20 protein-coding genes are annotated in these 21,992 nt (G+C 69.5%); 9 read left to right on the top strand and 11 right to left on the bottom strand.

Features of this window, described 5'->3' with window-relative positions; genetic code table 11:
- The first annotated feature begins 34 nt into the window (after positions 1-34).
- The 3 genes from AB0N03_RS17705 (at position 35) to AB0N03_RS17695 (ending at position 3,903) form a co-directional block, all read left to right on the top strand.
- Positions 35-1,669, top strand: coding sequence for an ABC transporter ATP-binding protein (locus AB0N03_RS17705; protein ID WP_364372226.1), 1,635 nt, complete (start codon positions 35-37; stop codon positions 1,667-1,669).
- The gene (locus tag AB0N03_RS17700; protein WP_364372223.1) at positions 1,666-3,411 is read left to right on the top strand and encodes an ABC transporter ATP-binding protein; all 1,746 of its coding nucleotides are present in this window, start codon (positions 1,666-1,668) and stop codon (positions 3,409-3,411) included. The genes AB0N03_RS17705 and AB0N03_RS17700 overlap by 4 nt, the downstream gene beginning before the upstream one ends.
- Before the next feature lie 66 nt (positions 3,412-3,477).
- A complete protein-coding gene (locus tag AB0N03_RS17695) occupies positions 3,478-3,903 on the top strand; it encodes a pyridoxamine 5'-phosphate oxidase family protein (protein ID WP_364372220.1) in 426 nt (141 codons plus the stop codon).
- 87 nt (positions 3,904-3,990) lie between these two features.
- Here AB0N03_RS17695 and purQ read toward each other — a convergent pair whose 3' ends face one another.
- Together purQ and purS are read right to left on the bottom strand one after the other, a co-directional pair.
- Positions 3,991-4,668: a phosphoribosylformylglycinamidine synthase subunit PurQ gene (gene purQ, locus AB0N03_RS17690; RefSeq protein WP_364372217.1), complete on the bottom strand. Its 678-nt coding sequence runs from the start codon at positions 4,666-4,668 to the stop codon at positions 3,991-3,993.
- Positions 4,665-4,904, bottom strand: a complete 240-nt coding sequence (gene purS, locus AB0N03_RS17685; protein WP_086675945.1) for a phosphoribosylformylglycinamidine synthase subunit PurS — start codon at positions 4,902-4,904, stop codon at positions 4,665-4,667. The genes purQ and purS overlap by 4 nt, the downstream gene beginning before the upstream one ends.
- Positions 4,905-5,064: 160 nt before the next feature.
- Between purS and AB0N03_RS17680 the strand changes: the two genes are divergently transcribed.
- A complete protein-coding gene (locus AB0N03_RS17680) occupies positions 5,065-6,624 on the top strand; it encodes a GMC family oxidoreductase N-terminal domain-containing protein (protein WP_364372214.1) in 1,560 nt (519 codons plus the stop codon).
- Positions 6,625-6,807: 183 nt separating this feature from the next.
- Positions 6,808-9,363 carry a hypothetical protein gene (locus AB0N03_RS17675; protein ID WP_364372211.1) on the top strand — a complete coding sequence of 852 codons (2,556 nt, stop codon included), beginning with the start codon at positions 6,808-6,810 and terminating at the stop codon, positions 9,361-9,363.
- 249 nt (positions 9,364-9,612) lie between these two features.
- Here AB0N03_RS17675 and AB0N03_RS17670 read toward each other — a convergent pair whose 3' ends face one another.
- Together AB0N03_RS17670 and AB0N03_RS17665 are read right to left on the bottom strand one after the other, a co-directional pair.
- Positions 9,613-11,109, bottom strand: a complete 1,497-nt coding sequence (locus AB0N03_RS17670) for an aldehyde dehydrogenase family protein (protein WP_364372209.1) — start codon at positions 11,107-11,109, stop codon at positions 9,613-9,615.
- Positions 11,110-11,144: 35 nt separating this feature from the next.
- Complete coding sequence (locus tag AB0N03_RS17665) at positions 11,145-12,290, bottom strand: MFS transporter (RefSeq protein WP_364372206.1); 1,146 nt, start codon at positions 12,288-12,290, stop codon at positions 11,145-11,147.
- Positions 12,291-12,351: 61 nt separating this feature from the next.
- On the opposite strand from AB0N03_RS17665, the gene AB0N03_RS17660 reads away from it, so the two are divergent.
- Genes AB0N03_RS17660 through AB0N03_RS17650 form a run of 3 tightly spaced genes read left to right on the top strand, consistent with a single transcriptional unit; the run spans position 12,352 to position 14,727 of the window.
- Positions 12,352-13,284 (top strand): DUF5937 family protein, encoded by a 933-nt coding sequence (locus AB0N03_RS17660; RefSeq protein ID WP_364372203.1) that lies wholly within the window; start codon positions 12,352-12,354, stop codon positions 13,282-13,284.
- 3 nt (positions 13,285-13,287) lie between these two features.
- Positions 13,288-14,058 carry a tyrosine-protein phosphatase gene (locus AB0N03_RS17655; protein WP_364372200.1) on the top strand — a complete coding sequence of 257 codons (771 nt, stop codon included), beginning with the start codon at positions 13,288-13,290 and terminating at the stop codon, positions 14,056-14,058.
- Between the two features lie 33 nt (positions 14,059-14,091).
- Positions 14,092-14,727, top strand: coding sequence for an MBL fold metallo-hydrolase (locus tag AB0N03_RS17650; protein WP_364372197.1), 636 nt, complete (start codon positions 14,092-14,094; stop codon positions 14,725-14,727).
- Here the strand turns inward: AB0N03_RS17650 and AB0N03_RS17645 are convergent.
- From AB0N03_RS17645 to AB0N03_RS17635, 3 genes are all read right to left on the bottom strand, one after another.
- Entirely contained in the window at positions 14,724-15,419 is a 696-nt protein-coding gene (locus tag AB0N03_RS17645) for a DUF2334 domain-containing protein (RefSeq protein ID WP_364372195.1), read from the bottom strand. The two genes, AB0N03_RS17650 and AB0N03_RS17645, sit on opposite strands and share 4 nt — an antisense overlap.
- Before the next feature lie 74 nt (positions 15,420-15,493).
- Positions 15,494-15,958, bottom strand: coding sequence for an NADPH-dependent FMN reductase (locus AB0N03_RS17640; protein WP_364372192.1), 465 nt, complete (start codon positions 15,956-15,958; stop codon positions 15,494-15,496).
- Positions 15,879-16,880, bottom strand: a complete 1,002-nt coding sequence (locus AB0N03_RS17635; RefSeq protein ID WP_364372189.1) for a phosphoribosylaminoimidazolesuccinocarboxamide synthase — start codon at positions 16,878-16,880, stop codon at positions 15,879-15,881. Before AB0N03_RS17635 ends, AB0N03_RS17640 begins: the two co-directional genes overlap by 80 nt.
- A 47-nt stretch (positions 16,881-16,927) precedes the next feature.
- Here AB0N03_RS17635 and AB0N03_RS17630 point away from each other — a divergent pair, with 47 nt between their 5' ends.
- Positions 16,928-17,734, top strand: a complete 807-nt coding sequence (locus AB0N03_RS17630; protein WP_364372313.1) for an SAM-dependent chlorinase/fluorinase — start codon at positions 16,928-16,930, stop codon at positions 17,732-17,734.
- On the opposite strand, the gene AB0N03_RS17625 is transcribed toward AB0N03_RS17630, so the two are convergent.
- From AB0N03_RS17625 to dgoD, 4 genes are all read right to left on the bottom strand, one after another.
- On the bottom strand, positions 17,617-18,498 hold the full coding sequence (locus AB0N03_RS17625; protein WP_364372186.1) for an MOSC N-terminal beta barrel domain-containing protein: 882 nt from the start codon (positions 18,496-18,498) through the stop codon (positions 17,617-17,619). The two genes, AB0N03_RS17630 and AB0N03_RS17625, sit on opposite strands and share 118 nt — an antisense overlap.
- A 75-nt stretch (positions 18,499-18,573) precedes the next feature.
- Positions 18,574-20,001 carry an adenylosuccinate lyase gene (gene purB, locus AB0N03_RS17620; protein WP_364372183.1) on the bottom strand — a complete coding sequence of 476 codons (1,428 nt, stop codon included), beginning with the start codon at positions 19,999-20,001 and terminating at the stop codon, positions 18,574-18,576.
- A complete protein-coding gene (locus AB0N03_RS17615; RefSeq protein WP_364372180.1) occupies positions 19,998-20,840 on the bottom strand; it encodes a DUF4380 domain-containing protein in 843 nt (280 codons plus the stop codon). Before AB0N03_RS17615 ends, purB begins: the two co-directional genes overlap by 4 nt.
- Complete coding sequence (gene dgoD / locus AB0N03_RS17610; protein WP_364372177.1) at positions 20,834-21,979, bottom strand: galactonate dehydratase; 1,146 nt, start codon at positions 21,977-21,979, stop codon at positions 20,834-20,836. The genes AB0N03_RS17615 and dgoD overlap by 7 nt, the downstream gene beginning before the upstream one ends.
- Positions 21,980-21,992 lie beyond the last annotated feature (13 nt).

Raw genomic sequence — 21,992 nt, 5'->3', positions numbered from 1 at the left:
CCTTCGACTGGTCGGCGGCTTACCGTCGGGAATCGTGCTTTCCGCCACGTATCCCTTTCCGCCGCTGCGGCTGCCCGCGCGGCCGAGTGCGAGCCGCTTCCTGCTCGCCGTGTTCCGGGCCCGGCTCGCCACGGTGCTGGGCGCCGCCGCGCTCGGCGTCGTCTGGGCGCTGCCGGGTGCGCTGGTGCCGCTGGTGATCGGCCAGGGCATCGGCGCCGTCAGCGCGCACGACGCCACCGCCGTCTGGCGCTGGGCGCTGGCCGCCGCCCTGCTCGGGGTGGTGCAGACGCTCACCGGGACCTGGCTGCACTTCCTCAACTACGGCCTGTGGCTGCACGGCGCGGGCTCGACGCAGCGCGCCGTCTCGGCGCACACCACGCGCGTCGGCGCCGGCCTGCGCGAGAAGACGACCACGGGCAACCTCGTCGCGATCTCCACGACCGACATCAACCACATCGGCAACACCATCGAGATGACCGGCCGGGCGTTCGGCTCGCTGCTGGCGTTCGTCGTGGTGGCGGTGTGGCTGATCTCGACGTCGACGCTGCTCGGCGTGGTCGCGCTGGTCGGCGTGCCGGTTGCGGTGCTGGGCATCGGGCCGCTGCTGGCGCCGCTGCAGAAGCGCAAGGCGAGCCAGCGCGAGAAGCGCGGTGACGTCAACGCGCTGGGCGCGGACATCGTGTCGGGCCTGCGGATCCTGCGGGGCATCGGCGGCGAGCGGCGGTTCTTCACCCGCTTCCGCGAGACGAGCCAGCGGGTGCGCCGGGCCGGCATCGAGGTCGGCAAGGCCGAGGCCTGGCTGGCCGCGGCGGAGATCGCGATGCCCGGCCTGGTCACCGTGGTGATCACCTGGCTGGGCGCGCGGCTGGCCGTGGCCGGGGAGATCGGCGTCGGTCAGCTCGTGGCGTTCTACGGCGTTTCGGCGTTCCTCATCTGGCCGGTCACCGCCGCGACCGAAGCGGTCGGGGCGATCACGTCCGGCCTGGTCGCGGCGCGGAAGGTGGTGACGCTGCTGGCGATCCACCCGAAGCTGGCGGACCCGGAGACGCCGGTCCGGCTGCCCGCGGGGCCGCTGGAGCTGGTCGACACCGAGTCCGGCGTGCGGGTCGCGGCCGGGCGGCTGACGGTCGTCGACTTCGGCGCCGACGGCGAAGCGGTGGCCGACCGGCTGGCGCGGTTCGCCGACCCGGCCGAGGGTGAAGAGGTGCTGGTCGGCGGCGTCCGGGCGGACCACGTCGCGCTCACGGAGCTGCGGCGGCGGGTCGTCTACGCGCACAACCAGGACATCTGGTTCTCGGGCGTGCTGCGCGAGCAGCTGGCGCCGGCGCGGCCGAGCGGCGTCGGGATCACCGAAGCGCTGTACGCGGCCGACGCCGACGACATCGTCGAGGCGCTGCCCAACGGCGTCGACGAGGTGATCGGCGAGCGCGGGCGCGAGGTGTCCGGCGGTCAGCGGCAGCGGCTGAACCTGGCCCGCGCGCTGGCGGTCGACGCCGACGTGCTGGTGCTGGACGAGCCGACGTCGGCGGTCGACGCGCACACGGAGGCGCGCATCACCGAGCGCATCGCGGCCCTGCGCCGCGGCAAGACGACGGTGGTGTTCAGCCAGAGTCCCTTGTGGACACACGTGGCAGATGAGGTCTTCACGGCGAAGGTGGTGACGGTATGAAGCGGCTCCCCACGGCGTCCCGGCGGGACGTCCGGCGCTGGGCGCTGAAGACGGCGGGGACCCACAAGCGCGAGTTCGGGCTGCTGCTCGGCGCGCTGTGCGTGGCAACGCTGATCGGGCTCGCCGGGCCGCAGCTGCTCGGCTCGCTGGTCGACGACGTCGCGGCCGGCACGACGACCGGCCGCGTCGACGTGGTGGCGGCGGTGTTCGTCGGGATCCTGGTGCTGCAGGCGGTGGCGCGGAAGATCGCGCGGATGCGCGGCGCGGTGTTCGGCGAGCTGGTGCTGGCCGAGACGCGCGAAGAGTTCGTCGGGACGGCGCTGCAGCTGCCGCTCGGCACGGTCGAGGCGGCCGGCACCGGCGACCTGCTCAGCCGCGCCACCACCGACCTCGGCCGGATCGACCACGCGGCGCGGTTCGCGGCGCCGGAGATCCTGATCGCGGCGGTGACCGTGGTGTTCACGGTCGTCGCGATGGTAGTGACGTCACCGCTGCTCTCGCTGAGCCTGCTCGTCGCGGTGCCGCTGCTGCTGTGCGTGAACGTCTGGTACCAGCGGCGGATCCCGGCGCTGATGCAGTGGATGCTCGACCGCTGGGCGGACCTGACGACGAGCGTCCACGAGACGGCGGAGGGCGCGCGCACGGTCGAGGCGCTCGGGCTGACCGAGCAGCGGGTCGGCGCGGCGTACGAGGCGCTGGACCGCAGCATCCTCGGCGAGCGGCGGATGCGGGCGCTGCAGCTGCGGTGGCTGCCTTCGCTGGAGATCAGCTACGTGCTGCCGCTGGCGGTGATGCTGCCGCTCGGGCTGCTCGCGTACACGCGCGGCTGGGCCGGGCTCGGCGAGATCACCACGATGCTGCTGTACGTGCAGGCGATGTCGGCACCGCTGAACGAAGCGCTGTTCTGGCTGGAAGACCTGCAGGTCGCGGCGGCCGCGGCGCGCCGGATCCTGGGCGTCCGGGAGGTGGCCGTCGAGGAGTCGCCGAAGGTGACGGAGGTGCCGCGCGGGCGCGACATCGACGTCCACGGCGTCCGGTTCGCCTACACGGCCGACCGCGAGGTGCTCCACGGCATCGACCTGCGGGTTCCGCGCGGCGAGCGGCTGGCGATCGTCGGCCCGTCCGGCGCGGGCAAGTCGACGCTCGGCCGGCTGCTGGCGGGCATCGCGGCGCCGTCGTCGGGCTCGGTCCGGATCGGCGGCCAGGACGTCTCGTCGCTGGCCGACGACGTCCTGCGCGGCGAGGTCCTGCTGCTGACCCAGGAGCACCACGTGTTCTCCGGGACGCTGCGGCAGAACCTGGCCCTTCCGGCCCGGCGAGCGGGCGGCGACTGGACGGACGACGAGCTGCTGGCTGCCCTGACCTCGGCGGGCGCGTCGGACTGGGTGGCGTCGCTGCCGTCCGGGCTCGACACGAAGCTGGGTTCGGGCGAGCACCCGGTACCGGCGGCGATCGCGCAGCAGCTGGCGCTGGCCCGCGTGGTGCTGGCGGACCCGCACACGCTGGTGCTGGACGAGGCGACGTCGCTGCTGGACACCGGCTCGGCGCGTGACCTGGAGCGGTCGCTGAACAGCGTGCTGGCCGGGCGCACGGTGATCGCGATCGCCCACCGCCTGCACACGGCGGCGGCGGCCGACCGGGTGGCGGTGGTCGAGGGCGGCCGGATCACGGAGCTGGGATCGCACTCGTCGCTGCTGGCGGCCGGCGGTTCGTACGCGCGTCTGGTCGCGGCGGCTTCGTAGTCCGGAATGTCCGGAGTTCGCGACGTGTTGCTCCCCGGGTAGCGGATCTTCTACCCGGGGAGTGCCATGTCGTTTGTGATGACCACGGCCGAGCGCGAATCGTTCTTGAGCGGGGTGCACGTCGGGGTGCTGGCGGTGGAGCGCGCCGGCCGGGCACCGCTGGCGGTCCCGGTTTGGTACGACTACTCGCCCGGCGGCGAGCTGCTCATCTGGATGGAGCGCGACACGGTCAAGGATCGCGCGATCACGACGGCGGGCCGGCTGAGCCTGGCCGTCCAGGACGAGAACCCGCCGTACAAGTACGTGACGGTGGAGGGTCCGGTGGTGGCGAACGACGAGCCGCCCACGCGCGAACAGGCGTTGCGGATCGCCGGCCGATACTGGCCCACGGACCAGGCGACGGCCTACGTCGACTCGGCGCTCGGGGAGCGATCGGTGCTGGTGCGGGTCCGGCCGGAGAAGTGGCTGTCGAACGACCAGAGCAAGAGCTGAGCCCGGACCGGTGGACAACCCGCGTCCACCGGCCCGGAACTGTCGGTGCCTCTCGGTAGCATGGATACCGGGGGGCGCCGCCCACCCTCAAGCCTTGATCAGCGCGTCCACCGCGCTGTAGAACATGCCCAGCCCGTCGTCCGACGGCCCGGTCAGCGCGTCGATCGCGTGCTCCGGGTGCGGCATCAGCCCGACCACCCGGCCGTTCTCGCTGCGAATCCCCGCGATGTCGTTGCGCGACCCGTTCGGGTTGCCGCCGACGTACCGGAACACGACGCGCTCCTCGGCTTCGAGCTCGTCCAAAGTGGACTGCTCGGCCACGTAGCACCCGTCGATGTTCTTCATCGGGATGAGGATCTCCGCGCCGGACTCGTAGCGCGACGTCCACGCCGTCGCGTTGTTCTCCACGCGCAGCCACTGGTCGCGGCAGATGAAGTGCAGGCCCTGGTTGCGGATCATCGCGCCGGGCAGCAGGCCCGCCTCGCACAGGATCTGGAACCCGTTGCAGATGCCGAGCACCGGCATGCCCGCGCGCGCCGCCTCGATCACCGGCGTCATCACCGGCGCGAACCGGGCGATCACGCCCGCGCGCAGGTAGTCGCCGTAAGAGAAGCCGCCCGGGACGACCACCGCGTCGACGTCGTGGAGGTTCTCGTCCGCGTGCCACAGGGGCACCGCCTCCGCGTCGGCGTAGCGGACCGCGCGGGCCGCGTCGCCGTCGTCGAGCGTGCCCGGGAAGGTGATGACCCCGATGCGCGCGCTCACGCGTCGACCCGCGTGATCGTCCACTGCTCGATGACCGGGTTCGCGAGGAAGCCCTCGGCGATCTTCTCGAGCGTCGCGTCGTCGACCGTGTCGTCGACCTCGATCTCGAAGTGCTTGCCCTGGCGGATCTCCTTGATCCCGGTGAAGCCGAGACGACCGGCGGCGCCGAGCGCGGCCTGTCCCTGCGGGTCGAGGATTTCGGGCTTCGGCATGACGTCGACGACGACTCGGGCCACGGCAGGCTGCTCCTTATTCACGCAGGTCGTGGGTACCCCGCGAGCATAGTTCACCCAGTTCGGCGGGCCGCGGGGGCCGCCGGGAAAACTAGACTGGCCGTCGGCGCGCCGCTGCGCCATGATGAGTCGTTGACATCGCGCCAACAGCTGTGGAGGCACCGTGGACTCCTACGACTACGTGATCGTCGGCGCCGGGAGCGCCGGGTGCGTGCTGGCGAACCGGCTCACCGAAGATCCGTCGGCCCAGGTCTTGCTGCTCGAAGCGGGCGGGGAGGACACCGCGGACGAAATCCACATCCCCGCCGCGTTCCCCTCGCTGTTCAAGACCAGGTGGGACTGGAACTACGAGACCGTCGAGCAGAAGCACACCGGCAAGTCCGCGTACTGGCCGCGCGGCAAGGTGCTCGGCGGCTGCTCGTCGATCAACGCGATGATCTACATCCGCGGCAACCGCGCCGACTACGACGGCTGGCGCGATTCCCACGGCGCCGAAGGCTGGGGCTGGGACGACGTCCTCCCGTACTTCAAGCGCGCCGAGGGCAACCAGCGGCTCGATGGGCCGCTGCACGGCACCGACGGCCCGCTGAACGTCGAGGACCGCCGGTTCACCCACGAACTGTCGAGCGCCTGGGTCGACTCGGCCGTCGCGTGGGGGCTCAAGCGCACCGACGACTTCAACGGCGAGAGCCAGGAAGGCGCCGGCGTCTACCAGGTCACCTGCAAGAAGGGCCGCCGCTGGTCCACCGCCGACGCGTACCTGCGGCCCGCTTTGGAACGGCCGAACCTCACGGTGAAGACGTGCGCGCCGGCGACCCGCGTCGTCTTCGAAGGTACGCGCGCGGTCGGCGTGTCCTATTTGGACAACGGCTTCGAGCGGACGGTGCGGGCGTCGGCCGAAGTTCTGTTGAGTGGCGGCGCGGTGAATTCGCCGCAGCTGCTGATGGTTTCCGGCGTCGGCCCGGCCGAGCACCTGCGTGAGCACGGCATCGACGTCGTCGCGGCGCTGCCGGGTGTCGGCGAGAACCTGCACGACCACCCGGCGTGCGGGATCATCTGGTCCACGCGCGGCACGACCGACCTGGTCGACGCGGCCACGCCGCGCGGGCTCGTTCGCTACCAGCTGACGAAGCGTGGGCCACTGACGTCGAACATCGGCGAGGCGGGCGCGTTTTTCCCGACCACCGACGGACTTCCGGCGCCGGACATGCAGATCCACGTGGCGCCGACGCTGTTCTACGACAACGGCATGCGCGAGCCGACGGTCCCCGGATTCACCTCGGCGGCGACGCTGGTGGACGTCGCGAGCCGCGGCCGGCTGCGGCTGAAGTCGGCGAACCCTTCGTGGAAGCCGGAAATCGACCCGGCTTACTACGCGGAGTCGTCGGACATGGACAAGATGGTGGCCGGGCTGCGGGCGCTGATCGAAATCGGCCGGACGGGGCCGTTGCGGCGGTTCCTGGACCAGCCGTTCCTGCCCGCGCGGCACGACCTGAGTGATGTTGAGCTGGCCGAGCACATCCGTGAGAACACGCAGACGCTTTATCACCCGGTCGGGACGTGCGCGATCGGGTCGGTGGTCGATCCGCAGCTGCGGGTTCAGGGGGTCGAGGGGCTGCGGGTGGTCGATGCTTCGGTGATGCCGGTGGTGCCGCGGGGGAATACGAACGCGCCGACGATCATGGTGGCGGAGAAAGCGGCGGATCTGATTCGGGGGCGGTGAGAGGCAGAGTCATACGGCCCCGAGGAAGCCCGACGCGGACAACACCCATGAGCCGACGCCCAGCGGCGTTTCAATCACTTTGATCACGACCACGCCGTGCCGGCTCGGAGGCTGTAACAACAGCCTTACGCACGCGACCTCTGTCTAGAGGTTCGACATCCGTCAACAGAGCTGGGTGGTAGCGTGCCGACGCGGGTGATTCAGATCTGCAAAGCAGTCGCCGTTGCGTTTCTGTTTGTAACTGTCATCGCAAGCAGCTCCTGGTTTGTGCACCAAGTGAGCAAACAGCTTTCACGCGACAAGGACAACTCCAGCTTTTCAGATGAAGAACCACCCTTGAAGCTCTTGCCCGGCCCACATCCGCCGCGTACGGAGTCATGCAAGTTTCTGATTGACGGAAGATCGGCAGAACTTACCGCAACCGGAAGTTGCGATGTAACAGTCAATCGAAAAGACCCACTGCTTCAAAGCATCAGATCAGGCAGCGGAGAAGTCAGCAGTCTTATGGCCGCAGTCACCGCTGTCAACATGTATCAAGATGGCCTTCCGACCGTTGACCTGTTGCCTAGTTCACCCAACGCCCAGATCCACGTCAGAGGATCTCTTAATTTTTCTATTATCATAGACGATCAGAGCGAAAATCTAATTAAATTCTCTCTCGAGCCACGAGAAGAAAGCGACGTAAACCGCTTATCAAATCGCGTAGAAAACCGCAATATAACGATCGAGACAATTGAATTATCCGTCGTCGGATCCCAGGGTCCAATACCAGTAGAACAAGGGTCTACTAAGATCAAGTTTGACGGGAACCCTTCTGTCGGTACATATATTTTGATCAAACCTGAAAAGAGTGCCAATAAAGCTTGGTTTCCAACCAGAATTGGCGAACTCACCAGTCGCAGATCATCTAATGTCGCCGAGTTCGCAGCCTTGGCTCTAATTTATTTTTTCCCTTATTTAGTTGTACTTCGCTGGACTAGCGGATCTCATCATCCCGACAACATGGCTCTGCGGAACATGACAGTTGCCATTATCTTCGGCATTTTCACCCTAGGATCGATGATAGCGTCGTCGCAATTGTCGATCACAAGCATCTTCGGTGTTTCCGCAAGAGAGTTCAGCGCGGCAGGCGCTGGCCTGGCCACGTTCAGTGGCAGCCTGGTCGTTGCGGCCGCATGGCACACCGGACACGGCAGCACGCCAATCCCCGCGCGACGCGGGTGGATACTGTCGAGTGTAGCTTTTGTTATCCTGCTCACACTTTTTTGGACATTGAACACACGAATTACCGCGATGACCGTCGGTGAGCTCATGGCCCTAGTTGCCGTGGTGGCGGCGTGCACCTTGATACAGGTTGCACTTGTGCGCAAGAACAATATGTTTCTCGGCCTGCTGATCGGCTTTATTTCCGCAGTCGCATGCTTGATTTTATTTACCTTCAAAAACACGAGCAGTACACCTCTGACATGGTTGCCGGACATTCTCGCCGGACTTGGAATGATGCCACTGGTTGCCATAGGATTATCTATCACTAATCTATCCAGACGCTGGCGCGTTCTCTTGTCGCTAACGCTTGCGGCACTCGCATACACCCCCCTCGTCTACCTAATTTTCGAATCGGATGATCTGACATACTGGCCATTAGACTATGGTGGAATAATTAGCCAACTTGCAAGCAGTAGCACGCAAGCAATTGGAATGTCATGGCTGACAGTCGCCAACCTGATAATTTGCGTTCTTATTTTAGCACAACTGCGCAAGCAGTCCGATCTCAGCTTTTTTGATGCGCGAAAAATTCGTTTGCCACTCATTGCCGTTTCGATTATTTTCATTCCCACCAAATTTTTGCCAGGCGTCCCCAATGCACTGGCGTGCACTCTTTTATTCATTGGTTTTTACCTAGCCATCCCCGCTCGATCGACGGCGATCATCGACCGGACGATGGATGCGCATCGAACAGCATTTCAAGCAGAAACTCGCCGACGCCTTTCGCAATCCGCCGCCGCCCGCTTCTACCATTCAGCACAAGGTGATCTGGCAGCCGGAAATATAGATGCCGATGGTTTCCTTGCGAGATACGAAAGCTTGACGAGTCTCGACCCCACCAGATCGGCATCTTCCTCAAGTAGAGTGTCAAGTCCACTCGGGTCCAACTGCGGCGAGACCGCGTGGCAAAACCTAAAGTGCGGATTGCGGTTGGCTTTACCGATCTGCATGCCGTCCGTAATTTTTGAGGCCTGGGCCTACGTCAGCAGCACCAGTTTCGAATACCAGTCGGTAGTTGATATCATCGATAATCTGCGTCACATCTTGAGATGGTTTACTTACGCTGCAATATACGGCTATGCATACCCTTGGTTGCGAGGCAGCAATCCTATTCAAAAGTCGATCGTATTTGCGATTGCCTTAGGCATACCCGAGGTTATTACCGCCCTGAGCACACCTACCCTGGAACAGAACCTGCTGGTTTCCAGCGTTGTGCGATCCGGGCAAGTCGTATTCTTTTGCATCTGCCTTGGCATGCTCTGGGAACGTGAGATCGCACGACGCGCCAACACGGCGTGGTCTCAAATTCGTGACTTTAGAAAACTTCGCTCATTGGCGGCGCCGACGATTACCGTGTTGGTCGCGGCCGCGACCGCCGCAGCGACAGTACTGGCTACAGCCGCTGTGACTCCTAAATCCACTGAGTCCACGGAGTCGAGCACCAGTCAGGACAAGGATGGCAAAAAACCATGATCCGGCCGAGGAGAAGGCGGCGGACCTGATTTGTGGCGCGGAGCGTGGGCCGCCCCGTTACCAATTTCGTAGTTACTGCACAAGAAGCTGTGGTCGCCAGGTCCGGTATGACTCAGGCACCAGTCGCTCGCATGATCGGGGTGGCATCGACTGACCGCTGATAGACACGGCCACCACTGTATCCAGTTATCGGGGACCACCGACAGTTCCGGGGCTGTGGACGTGACTTGTCCACAACCCCGGACCGCCTCAACGCTTGCCGTGGAGGATCGTCACCAGCTTGGCCACCATCGCGTCCGTCGAAGGCTTGCGGCTGAACGATGTCAGCGTCAACGGCGCCGTGAAACGCTGGCGGGCGATTGCCTTTGTGCGGGCGAACTCGCGTAGTCCCTCCGGACCGTGGATGCGGCCGAAACCCGAGTCGCCCACCCCGCCGAACGGGAGGGAGGCGATGCCCGCGAACGACAGCGGTGCGTTGATCGACGTCATCCCCGTGCGCAGCTTCTCGGCCAGCTCCACGCCGCGGGACTTCGAAAAGACCGTCGATCCCAGGCCGTACTTCGTGCTGTTCGCCTTCTCGATCGCTTCGTCCATGTCGCGGACCTTCGCGATCGTCACCGTCGGGCCGAACGTCTCCTCGGTGACCGCCTCCGAGTCCTCCGGGACGTCGATCAGCACCGTCGGCTGCGCATACCTGTCGCCGACCGCGTCCTCGCCGCCGAGGACCGCCTTGCCGCCGCGGGCCAGAGCGTCCTGGATGTGCCTCTTGATCACGCCCAGCTGCGACGGCATCGTCACCGGGCCGTACTGCGCCGCCTCGTCGGAGCCCGCGCGCACGTCCTTCGACTTCTCGACGACCTTCGCCACGAACTCGTCGTGGACCTTCTCGTGGACGTACACCCGCTCGACGCCGATGCACGTCTGGCCGGAGTTGGAGAACGCGCCCCAGACCGTCGCGTCGGCCGCCGCGTCGAGGTCGGCGTCCGCGTCGACCAGCACCGGGTCCTTGCCGCCCGCCTCGATCACCACCGGCGTCAGCGTCTCCGCCGCCGCGGCCATGATGCGCTTGCCCGTGGCGGTCGAACCGGTGAACGCGATCTTGTCGACACCAGCTCGCACCAGCGCCGCGCCCGTCTCGCCGAAGCCCGTGATCAGCTGCAGCACCGGCTGCTCCGGCACGATCTCGGCGAACGCGTCGACCAGCCACTTCCCGACGCCCGGTGTGTACTCGCTGGGCTTGAACACCACGGCGTTGCCCGCCGCGAGCGCGTACGCGATCGAGCCGAGCGGCGTGAACACCGGATAGTTCCACGGGCCGATCACGCCGACTACGCCCAGCGGCTGGTACTCGACGGTCGCCGCCTGGTTCGACATCAGCAGCCCGGCCGAGCGCTTCTGCTTGCCGAGGATCTTCTTCGCGTGCTTGCCCGCCCACGCGATGTGCTCGATGGCCAGGACGCTCTCGAGCTGCGCGTCGGCGATCGGCTTGCCGGTCTCGTCGCGGACCACCTGGCACAGCTGCGGGAGCCGGCGCGTCAGCACGCCCTTCCAACCGCGAAGCCGCTCGGCGCGCCCGGCGAAGCCCAGGTCCTCCCACCACTTCGCCGCGACTCGCGCTCGCTCGACGGCCGCCTGGACGTCTTCGGCGGAGTGCACGGGGTAGGTTCCGACCACCTCGTCGGTCGCCGGGCTCAGCGAGTCGAAGGTCTCGCCGACCGACGTCGGCTTCGGCTGGACGGCAGTCATCGGCGTCTCCCTGGAGGTTCGCGGGTCAGCCCAGGTTACGACGTTACTGACATCGTGCCAATAGCTCTCGCGGGCTTCGCCACCAGCATTGCACCCGCGATCGCCGCGGCAAAGACACCGAACAACGGTGGGAGCCACAGCGGCAGCACGCCGACGGCCAGCGAGCCGAGCCCGAAGCCGCACGATTGCACCGTGAAGCTCAGTGAAAACCCGGCTGACCGGCGGTTCTTCGGCAGCAGACGCTGGAGGTTGACCGAGGTCGCGGCGACCAGCGGCCCGCCGCACGCGCCGATCACCGCCACCGACGCAAGCAAGCCGGCCCAGCCGAGGTCCGCGGCGAGCGCGATCCCGCCGGCGACGAACCCGCCGAGGAACAGCCGCGGGTCGCCGATCTTCCCGCGCCACACGTAGAGCGCGCTGCCCGCGATGCTCGCCCCGGTCAGCACGGCGATCACGACCGGGGCGGCCGTCTCGGGCGCGCCCAGGCGCTGGACCAGCGGCAACGGTGCGACCTCGATCGTCGACGTCAGCAGTCCGATGGTGAAAGCGCAGCAAAGCCACGGCAGGTAGGCGACCGGCCGCACGGGTGGGCGGTCGTCCCCGGAGTTCACTCGTTCGTGCTCACCCGCGCGGCGCGGGACGAGCGCGGCGGCGACCACGCAGGCGACGGCCATCGCGCCCAGCGGCACGAGCGGGCCGGCCAAGTCGAGCAGCGTGACCAGCGCCGGGCCGCCGACGAGCACGCCGTCGAGGATCATCGCGTCGACGGAAATCGCCCGGGGAAGCAGCCCGTCGTCGACCGTGTCCGCGAGCAGCGTCCGGAAGCCGCCCGACAACGCCCCGCCCGTGATCCCGGGCAGCAGGACGACCACGAGCAGGACGGCGCCGGACGCGTCGCTCGCGGCGGCCGCCGCCAGGACGACGAACCCCGCAGCCGTCAGGAGCAGGAGCGCCGGCAGGCCACGCGAAGGGCCGACGCGGTCGAGCAGCCGTCCCATCGGGACCGCGCAAACCATCTCGGCGGCGACGTAGACCGACATCAGCACGCCGCCGAGCCGGTAGGAGCCGGTCGTCGCGGTGGTCAGCAGGGTGAACGCGAGCGGCGCCATGGTCGCCGGGAGGCGGGCGAACTGGACGCCCGCCGACCAGCGCCAGTAGGCGCGATGGGTGAACAACGACATGCTCATACGCTCGTTCGTGGCTCCCGCAAGGCACACTGATTCGCGTGAGAGCGAATCACCGGTGATCGAGCTGGTCCTGACCGCGGCGGGTGCGCAACGCGTCCGGTTCGCGATCTCGCCGCTGGAGGAGGTGCTGGGCGCTGTCCAGACGCTGCTCGGCGTCCGGCGGCACCCGGCGCACCTGCCGTGGCTGTCCGATGCTCCAGACGTACCTGAACTGGCCGCGGTGCTGGGCGCGCGGCACTACATCACCGAGTTCCTGAGCCCGCCGCCCGAGGGTCCGGAGACGACGGCGGAGGCGCAGCTGCGGGCCGTGCGCGCCACGCCGCCGGCCCAGGTGGCGCTGGAGCTGGCGATGGTCGACGCCGACCTCTCGCTCCTGCCGGACGACCCGGCGACCGCGCGCGACCTGCTGGCCGGCCAGCTCGAGACGGTCTGGCACACGCTGCTCGCGCCGGAGTGGCCCCGCCTGCGCGAACTGCTGGCCGCGGACATCGCGTTCCGGACGCGGCAGCTGGGTTCCGGCGGGCTCGCGTCGATGCTGGCCGGGCTGCACCCGCGCGTGCGGTTGTCGGACACGTCGGTGCTGGTGGACATCCGCTCGCGCGAGCGGCTGGAGATCGATTCGCGCGGGTTGCTGCTGATTCCGGCGGTGTTCGCGTGGCCGAACGTCGGCGTGGTGACAGTGCCGCCGTGGCAGATTTCGCTGCTCTACCCGGCTCGAGGCGTGGCTTCACTGTGGACGGCTTCCGAGGCGCCGCCGGAGCCGCTGGTCGAGGTCCTCGGCCGGACGCGGGCGCTGCTGCTGGCCACCCTCGACCGCCCCGCCGCGACGACGGAGCTGGCCCGGCGCCACGGCTTGGCGCCGGCGACGGTCTCGGCGCACCTCACGGCGTTGCGCGGGGCGGGGTTGCTGACGTCGGAACGTCGTGGTCACCGGGTGCTGTACCGGCGGACGGAGCTGGGCGACGCGCTGCTCACCGGCAAACTGTGACGCATGGACAGAGCGGTGACTTGGGAAGGCTTCCACAACACCCGGGATCTCGGCGGCCTGCCGACGGCAGCGGGACGCACGACTCGTCACGGTGCCCTCTTCCGGGCCGCGGACCTCCGGTTCGTGACCGAGACGGGCTGGGCCCGAGCGCGGGAATCCGGCGTCCGGACCGTCATCGACCTGCGCAACGCCGATGAGATCCGGCCGACGACGGACGCCCCGACCGCGCTGGCCGGTTCGGCGCAGTTCGCCGCCGCGGCCGGAATGACCTCACCGGCCGGCATCGACCGCGTGGAGGTTCCCCTCGACGACATCGACGACGTCGAGTTCTGGCGGCACGTCAACCGCGAACGGCTGAACGGCACCCCGCTCTACTACCGCGTCTTCCTCGAACGGAAAGCCGAGCGCTGCGCCGCCGTCATCGAAGCGATCGCCCGGTCCGCCCCCGGCGGTGTCCTGTTCCACTGCGGCGCCGGCCGGGACCGGACCGGTCTGGTCGCGCTCCTGCTGCTGGCACTGGCAGGCGTCGGCCCCGACGCCATCGCCGCGGACTACGACCTGTCCGCCGAGGCCGTGAAACCGCTGTTCGCCGTGATGGGCGCCGAAGACCAGGGCCCGGTCATCGCGGCCATCCTCGCGGAGCGACGCACGACGACCGCGGCCGCCATCCGGGACACGCTCGACGGATTCGACGTCGAGCGGTACCTGCTGGAAGCGGGGGTCGGCAGCGCGCAGCTCGACGACATCCGGCACCGGCTGACGCACCGGGACTAGGCTGGAATCGACCACCTGCGAAGGAGAACATCGATGCGTATCGTCCATTTCGGACACGCCTGCCTGTTGCTGGAGACCGGCTCCGAGCGGATCCTGATCGACCCCGGCGCGTTCTCCACCGGGTTCGAGGGTGAGCGGGAGCTGTCCGCCGTCTTGATCACGCACCAGCACTTCGACCACCTGGACGTCGACCGGCTGCCGAAGGTGCTCGAAGCCAACCCGGACGCCAAGCTGATCGTCGATCCCGGCTCGGCCCCCGAGGTCGAAAAGCTGGGCCTGCCCTTCGACGTCGCCAACGTCGGTGACGCCTTCGCCGTCGGGGACACCTCGATCAAGGCCGTCGGCGGGGAGCACGCCGTCATCCACTCCGACATCCCGGTGATCCCGAACATCGGCTACGTCTTCGACGACGGCGCGTTCTTCCACCCGGGCGACTCGTTCTTCGTGCCCGAGCAGAAGATCGACGTCCTGGGCCTGCCGACCGGCGCCCCGTGGCTCAAGGCCGGCGAAGCGGTCGACTACCTGCGGGCCGTCGCGCCGCGGGTCGCCGTGCCGATCCACGAAGCCGTGCTGGCCAACCCGGCCCTGCACTACGGCCTGTTCGGCAACCTCGCGCCCGAAGGCACCGAGGTCAAGGTGCTGGAGCGCGCCGAGCCGGCGAAGTTCTAGGCCGCGACCGTGCGCAGCGAACCGTAGGTGGCGCCGAACGCCCGGTTCTCCAGCGCCACGTCGACGGCGTCGAGCAGGGCCTGGCGGAGGCCGGGGCGGGTGAGGTCCGTGGCGTCGACCCCCAGCCGGACCAGCCCGCCCCGGCGGGCCCCGCGCGCCGCCGCCAGGACCAGCGCGAAGCAGCGCACCGTTTCCGTGCGGTGCGACTGGCTCGTGAACTCACTCACGCGCGCCCGGCGGATCTCGCCCGTGACGAGGTCGCGGACCGCGCCGAGGTCCGCGCACAGGCGGAACCCGTGCTCCGCCAAGGCCTGAAGCGTGCCCTGGGAGGCGATCCAGCGCGGGGGCGCGAAGCCGTCGACCGCCAGGCCGGTGCTGTCCAGCGCGGCCTTCGCGGCGATCAGGCGCAGCCGCGCCTCGTGCGCCGGCAGCGTCGCGAACTCCGCCTTCTTGCCCAGGTACACCGTGCGGTGCGTGGGCGTGACGGCGTGGTCGTAACCGTGCAGCAGCACGGAGTCTCCGGCCCGGGCGCGCGTGCGCACCCATTCCGTCACCGGGCCGCCGCCGGTGCGAGCGGCGTAGAGCACCGAGAGCGGCACCTTGCGGCGGTCGAGCTCGGCCGCGAGGTCGGCGCACCGGTGCAGCGTGCGCGGGGTGATTCCCGACAGCGAAACCAGCAAGCGAGCGTCCACGCCACCATTGGGACGCACGCGTCTGACCGGCCCGTGAACTGCGCAGAACGGGCGGGCGTCCGTTGCCGGAAGGGTCAGACGCCCTCTCGCAGGCGCTGGACGGCCACCGCGATCCGCCCCCGCAGGTCGGGGTCGGCGACCTGACCGTCGGCGACGTCGGCGCGGGACACCGGGATCCGCGCGCACGCCTCGTCGACGATCTTCGCGCCCGCGTACGTCAGGACCTTCCGCAGCGAGTCGTGCGCGTCACGGCCGCCCGTCGGCGCCGCCACCGAAGACGCGTTGATCCACGCCACCGGCTTGCCGTAGACCTCGCCGCCGCCGACCGTCCAGTCCAGCAGGTTCTTGAACGAGCCCGGCAGGCCGCCCGCGTACTCCGGCGTGCAGATCAGGATCGCGTCCGCTTCCCCGATCGCCGCCCGCAGCGTCGCGACCTCGGGGTGCAGCGGGTCGCGGTCGTCATCGGGGTTGAAGTGCGGCAGGGCACCGAGGCCGGTGTACGTCTTGCTCGCGGTGAGGGTCGCGACGGTCCCCAGCACCGCCGCATTGCCCGAGCCTGCTCGCAGGCTGCCGCAGATCAGCAGGATCACGCGGCCAGTCTGCCAGGGAAAGCCCGGTGATGCGGCGGTACGCCTCGAGGTACCGGTCGCGCGTGGCGGTCACCACTTCGGGCGGCAACGGCGGCAGCGCGGACACGCAGTCCCAGCCGGAAGCCGGATCGACCAGCCAGTCGCGCACGTGCTGCTTGTCGAACGACGGCCGCGGGCGGCCGGGGTGGTGGCCGTCGGGGAGCCAGTAGCGCGCGGAATCCGGCGTCAGCAGCTCGTCGGCGAGCACGAGCCGGCCGTCCGCGCCCAGGCCGAACTCGAATTTCGTGTCGGCCAGCAGCAGGCCCTGCTCCGCGGCCCGCGCGGCGCCCCGGCGGTACAGCTCGAGCGACGCCTCGCGGACCTCTTCGGCGAGCGCGCGGCCGAGGACCGCCACGAAGGTGTCGAAGTCGATGTTCTCGTCGGGCTCGCCGGGACGCGCCTTGGTCGACGGCGTGAAGATCGGCTCCGGCAGCCGCGCCGACTCGGCCAGCCCGTGCGGCAGCTCGAGGCCGCACACCGAGCCGGACCGGCGGTAGTCCGCGTAGCCGCGGCCGGTGAGGTGGCCGCGGACGACGGCCTCCACCGGCAGCATGTCGAGCCGCTCGACGAGCAGCGCCCGGCCGCGGAAGGCCTTCGGGATGAGGGGCCCGTCGCAGGCCACCAGGTGGTTCGGGAGGACGTCGGCCAGCTCGCGGAACCAGAACACGCTCATCGCGGTGAGCACCCGGCCCTTGTCCGGGACGTCGGTGGGGAACACGCGCTCGAAGGCGGAAATGCGGTCGGAAGCGACGATGAGCAGGTGATCGCCCATGCCGTAGAGGTCACGGACCTTGCCGGAGGCGAGTCGCTCGGGGGTGGGGAGGGGTGTCACGCGCTGAACCCTAACGGGCACCCTCCGCCACCATGGATGATGCTGGCATGGCGTACGACTGGATCTCGGTGACGACCGACTACGGCCTGCGCGACGGCTTCGTGGCGGCCTGCCACGGCGTGATCGCGCGGCTGGCGCCCGCGGTGCGAGTGCTCGACGTGACGCACGAGGTGCCGCCCCAGGACGTCCGGCACGGGGCCATGGCGCTGGCCCAGACCGTGCCCTTCCTCCCGGAAGCGGTGCACGTCGCCGTCGTCGACCCGGGCGTCGGCACGGCCCGGCTCGGCGTGGTCGTCGTCGCCGAGGGTGGCCTGCTGGTCGGGCCGGACAACGGCCTCCTGCTGCCGGCCGCGCACGCGCTGGGCGGGGTCCGGGCCGCGTACGAGCTGGCCGAGCCGTCGCTGCGGCTGCCGGTCACGTCGGCGACGTTCCACGGGCGGGACGTCTTCGCGCCCGCGGCGGCGCACCTGGCCTTGGGGGTCGCGCCGAGCGACTTCGGCGCCTGCGTCGACGACCTGGTCGAGCTGCCCGAACCGTTCGTGGCGGCGTTCCCGGGGAAGCTGGTGTCGGAGGTGCTGACGGTCGACCACTTCGGCAACGTCCAGCTGGCCGCGACCCCGGCGGACCTGGAGCTGTCGGGGTTGTCCGGCGCGGTTTCCGTGCACAGCGAGCGGGTCGCGGTGACCACCGAGATCGGGCGCACCTTCGCCGACGTGCCCGCCGGCGCGAGCGTGCTCTACACCGACTCCGCCGGACGGCTCGCCGTCGCCGTCAACGGCGGTTCCGCCGCGGCCGTGCTGGGGCTCGGGCCCGCCCAGGAGTGCACGATCACCTCGTCGCCGACCGCCACCTGACCGGGTCGCACCACCGCGGCCTTCATCCCGAAGACCACCCCGCCGTCCGGGTGCCGCCGGTAGCTCGCGAGCGTGCGGATCGGCTCGGGGCCGGCCTTCCGGCCCGTTTCCTGGTCGACCATCGGGACCGTGCAGCGCACGCACTGCTTGGCGTAGCCGAACCGCGCGGTGCCCGCGGTCATCGCGCGGACCTCGTCCTCGGTGTGCGGCTCGACCCAGCCGGAGACGATCACGTTGGGCCGGAAGCGGTCCATCGGCACGGGCTCGCCACCGCGTTCGAGGATGCGCGCGTTCAGGCCGTCCAAAGAGGACTCACCGGCGACGAGCAGCGCGTGCCCGTCGGCGAACGCGGCCGTGCCGGGCGTCTCGCCGCCCGTGACGCGCTCGTGGTCCGGCGCGACGCCGATCAGCACCGAGGGCAGGCCGAGCAGGTCCGAGAACCACTCGGCCGCGGCTCGCCCTTGGTGCACGCCGTCGCCCTGCCAGGAGAACGTCGAGCCCGGGTGCCGCGGGCCGTCGCGGCGGATGTCGAGTTCGAGGTCGTCGGACCCCGGCGCGGACAGCGCGAGCCGGTCACCGAGCACGCGCGGCCGGACCGACGCCAGCACCGGGTAGCGCCGCTGGCTGCGGAAGTCGCCGTCCGGCGCGACGACCTGGAAGACGCGGTCGTGCGCCAGTCCGGCCGGCCCGACCTCGGCGACCGGCACCGAAGTGCCGGCACAGCCCTTGACCGGGTAGTACGTCAGCCGCGCGATCCTCGCCATGCCCGCAGGCTACCCGGGCACCGGCGGCCGAATCGCGGGATTTTCAGGCGGCGGTGACGTTCCAGGTGCGTCAGCTCAGAGGATCGGTTGCGGCGCATAACCCGCGGCCGCGGGGAACCGCTCCAGCACCCGCGCCACGCGCTCGGCCACCTGCTCGACCTGGCGGCCGGCCGTGCCGGTGAAGGAAATGCGGTCGGCCAGGAGCTTGTCCAGCTCACCGCGGTCGAGCGGGATGCGCTCGTCGGCGGCGAAGCGGTCGAGGAGGTCGTTCTCGGCGCGGCCTTCCCGCATCTCCAGCGCGACGGCGACGGAGTGCTCCTTGATCGCCTCGTGGGCCGTCTCACGCCCGACACCGGCGCGGACCGACGCCATGAGCACCTTCGTCGTGGTGAGGAACGGCAGGTAGCGATCCAGCTCACGCTCGATCACCGCCGGGAAGGCGCCGAATTCGGCCAGGACCGTGAGGAATGTCTCCAGCAGGCCGTCGAGCGCGAAGAACGCGTCCGGCAGCGCGACGCGGCGGACGACCGAGTCGGAGACGTCGCCCTCGTTCCACTGGTCGCCGGCCAGCTCGCCGATCATCGACAGGTAGCCCCGCAGCACGACGGCGAGGCCGTTCACGCGCTCGCACGAGCGGGTGTTCATCTTGTGCGGCATGGCGGACGAGCCGACCTGGCCCGGCTTGAAGCCCTCGGTGACCAGCTCGAGGCCGGCCATCAGCCGGATCGTCTTGGCCAGGCTGGACGGCGCCGCCGCGAGCTGGACCACAGTGGACAGCACGTCGAAGTCGAGCGAGCGCGGGTACACCTGGCCGACGCTGACGAACCGCCGGTTGAAGCCGAGGTGCTGCATCACGCGATCTTCGAGCTGGTCCAAAGTGGACTCGTCGCCGAGCAGGTCGAGCATGTCCTGCGCGGTGCCGACCGGGCCCTTGATGCCGCGCAGCGGGTAGCGCTCGATGAGGTTGTCGAGCCGCTCGAAGGCGACCAGCAGCTCGTCGGCCGCGGTGGCGAACCGCTTGCCGAGGGTGGTGGCCTGCGCGGCGACGTTGTGCGAGCGGCCGGCCATGACGGTGTCGGAGTGCTCGACGGCGAGGGCGGCCAGCCGCGCCAGCACGGCGGCGACGCGCGTGCGCACGAGCTCCAGCGAGCGGAGCAGCTGCAGCTGCTCGACGTTCTCGGTGAGGTCGCGCGAGGTCATGCCCTTGTGGATGTGCTCCTGCCCGGCGAGGTCGCTGAACTCCTCGATGCGCGCCTTGACGTCGTGGCGGGTGACGCGCTCGCGGGCGGCGATCGAATCCAGCCGCACGTCCGCCAGCACCCGCTCGTAGTCCTCGACGACGCCGTCTGGCACCTCGACGCCGAGGTCCTTCTGCGCCTTGAGGACGGCGAGCCAGAGCTGCCGCTCCAGGACGACCTTCTGCTCCGGCGACCAGAGCGAGACCAGCTCCGCCGAGGCGTAGCGGGCGGCGAGCACGTTCGGAATGCGGGGCTTGTCCGTCACGCCCTCACGATACCTGTGCAGGTCAGGGACATCGAAGTGCCCGGGTCCAGCGCGGTCAGCGGGCCGAGCACCTCCAGTTCGACGATGCGCGCCGGCGGGTCCAGGTCGCCCAGCTCCGTGAGCGGCGACGGCAGCGGGTGCTCCAGCCAGATCTCCAGCGGCGAGCCCTGGTCCGGGTACTCGCCCGCCGGGTCGACGTCGAAGGAGAGCGTCAACGCGCCATAGGTCACCCAGCCCGACGAGCCCGGCACACCCAGCTTCCCGACGACGTCCTGGGCGGGCACGACCAGCCGGTCACAGTCCACTGTGTACTCCGGCGTTCCGGTGCCCGCGACCAGCGCGACCACGTCGGGCCGGCGGAGCCCCGCGGTGACCGGGCCACCGCCGGGGAGCTGGGTCACGTTCCACAACGCCCAGCGCACCTGCCGCTCGGACACGTTCTCCGCGCGCAGGTCCAGCCGGTAGCCGTCGTCGAGGATCGTGATCGCGCGGGTGAACCGCAGGCCGGTAAGCGGGTCCGGCGCACTGGTCATGGTCACCGTGTCGCCGTCGGCGGCCACGGAGTACGGCCCGGAGTCGAGGACCGGGTCGGGCGGGCCGGGCCACTGGTCCGGACCGTCCCAGCCCTGCGGCGCGGGCCACGTCTTGTCGCCGCCGTAGTTGACCCAGTCGCCCAGCTGCCCGGAGTTCGGCGCGTACTCGCCGCGCAGGTCGGCGTCGAGCAGGTCGGCGTTGCGCCACAACAGTTCGACGCCGCGGTGCCGCACCGACAGCAGGCGGCCGCCGAGTTCCGGGACGAGCCCGAGCCGCAGGTCGCCGCGTTCGAGCCAGGTCACCATTCGGCGAGACCGCCGTCGTCGTGGCGCCACACCGGCGAGCGCCAGGTGTGCCCGACCTCGTCGGCGCGTCGGACGGCCTCCTCGTCGACCTCGATGCCGAGCCCGGGCCCGAGCGGGCGGGCCGCGTAACCGTCCTGGAAGGCGAAGATCGAGGGATCCGTGAGGTACGCGTGCTCGCGACCCTCGTGGTAGTGCATGCCGACGCTCTGTTCCTGGATCAGGAAGTTCGGCGTCGCGAACGCGACCTGCAGCGACGCGGCCAGGGAGATCGGCCCGAGCGGGCAGTGCGGCGCCAGCGACGCGCCGTAGATCTCGGCGAGCGCGCCGATCCGCCGCAGCTCGGAAATGCCGCCGGCGTGCGACGGGTCGGGCTGCAGCACCGCGACACCGGCGTCGAGCACCGGCTTGAACTCCCAGCGCGAGTACAGCCGCTCGCCGACCGCGATCGGCACGGTCGAGGCCTCGACGACCGAGCGCAGCGCGTCGCCCTGCGTCTCCGGCAGCACCGGCTCCTCGACGAACATCGGCTGGACGTCTTCGAGCAGCTTCACCAGCCGTCGCGCCATCGCGGGCGAGACGCGGCCGTGGAAGTCGATCGCGAGGTCTCGGTGCGGGCCCAGGACCTCCCGCGCTTCCCAGGCGCGGGCCACCGCGGCGTCGGCCTCGGCGGGCGACGCGATCGCGGTCAGCGGGCCGGCGACGTTCATCTTCACCGCCGTGAACCCGGCCTCGACCTGGGCGGACACGGCTTCGCGGATGCCGGACGGGCGGTCGCCGCCGACCCAGCTGTAGACGCGGACGCGGTCGCGGACCGGGCCGCCGAGCAGCTCGTGCACCGGCGCGTCGCGGACCTTGCCGGCGATGTCCCACAGCGCGTGGTCGAAGCCGGCCAGCGCGCTGGAGAGCACGGGCCCGCCGCGGTAGAAGCCGCCGCGGCGCAGCACCTGCCAGTGGTCCTCGATGCGCAGCGGGTCTTGGCCGAGGAGCAGCTCGGACAGCTCGTGCACGGCCGCGCGCACGGTCTCCGCGCGGCCCTCGACCACGGGCTCGCCCCAGCCGCTGATGCCCTCGTCCGTGCTGACCTTGAGGAAGAGCCAGCGCGGCGCGACCAGAAACGTTTCAACCCCGGTGATCTTCACCCGTGTCCCCCAT

The organism is Amycolatopsis sp. NPDC051061 (assembly GCF_040682935.1).
In the GTDB taxonomy this organism is placed as follows: domain Bacteria; phylum Actinomycetota; class Actinomycetes; order Mycobacteriales; family Pseudonocardiaceae; genus Amycolatopsis.
The sequence above is the reverse complement of the archived record's forward strand: the minus strand, read 5'-3'. Positions and strand labels throughout refer to the sequence as shown.

Excerpts from the sequence above, each read along its gene's own strand:
- AB0N03_RS17630 (WP_364372313.1), top strand. The coding sequence starts at position 16,928 with ATGGCGTACGACTGGATCTCGGTGACGACCGACTACGGCCTGCGCGAC.
- AB0N03_RS17655 (WP_364372200.1), top strand. The coding sequence starts at position 13,288 with ATGGACAGAGCGGTGACTTGGGAAGGCTTCCACAACACCCGGGATCTC.
- AB0N03_RS17615 (WP_364372180.1), bottom strand. The coding sequence starts at position 20,840 with ATGGTGACCTGGCTCGAACGCGGCGACCTGCGGCTCGGGCTCGTCCCG.
- AB0N03_RS17665 (WP_364372206.1), bottom strand. The coding sequence starts at position 12,290 with ATGTCGTTGTTCACCCATCGCGCCTACTGGCGCTGGTCGGCGGGCGTC.
- AB0N03_RS17700 (WP_364372223.1), top strand. The coding sequence starts at position 1,666 with ATGAAGCGGCTCCCCACGGCGTCCCGGCGGGACGTCCGGCGCTGGGCG.
- AB0N03_RS17670 (WP_364372209.1), bottom strand. The coding sequence starts at position 11,109 with ATGACTGCCGTCCAGCCGAAGCCGACGTCGGTCGGCGAGACCTTCGAC.
- AB0N03_RS17625 (WP_364372186.1), bottom strand. The coding sequence starts at position 18,498 with ATGGCGAGGATCGCGCGGCTGACGTACTACCCGGTCAAGGGCTGTGCC.
- AB0N03_RS17695 (WP_364372220.1), top strand. The coding sequence starts at position 3,478 with ATGTCGTTTGTGATGACCACGGCCGAGCGCGAATCGTTCTTGAGCGGG.
- AB0N03_RS17650 (WP_364372197.1), top strand. The coding sequence starts at position 14,092 with ATGCGTATCGTCCATTTCGGACACGCCTGCCTGTTGCTGGAGACCGGC.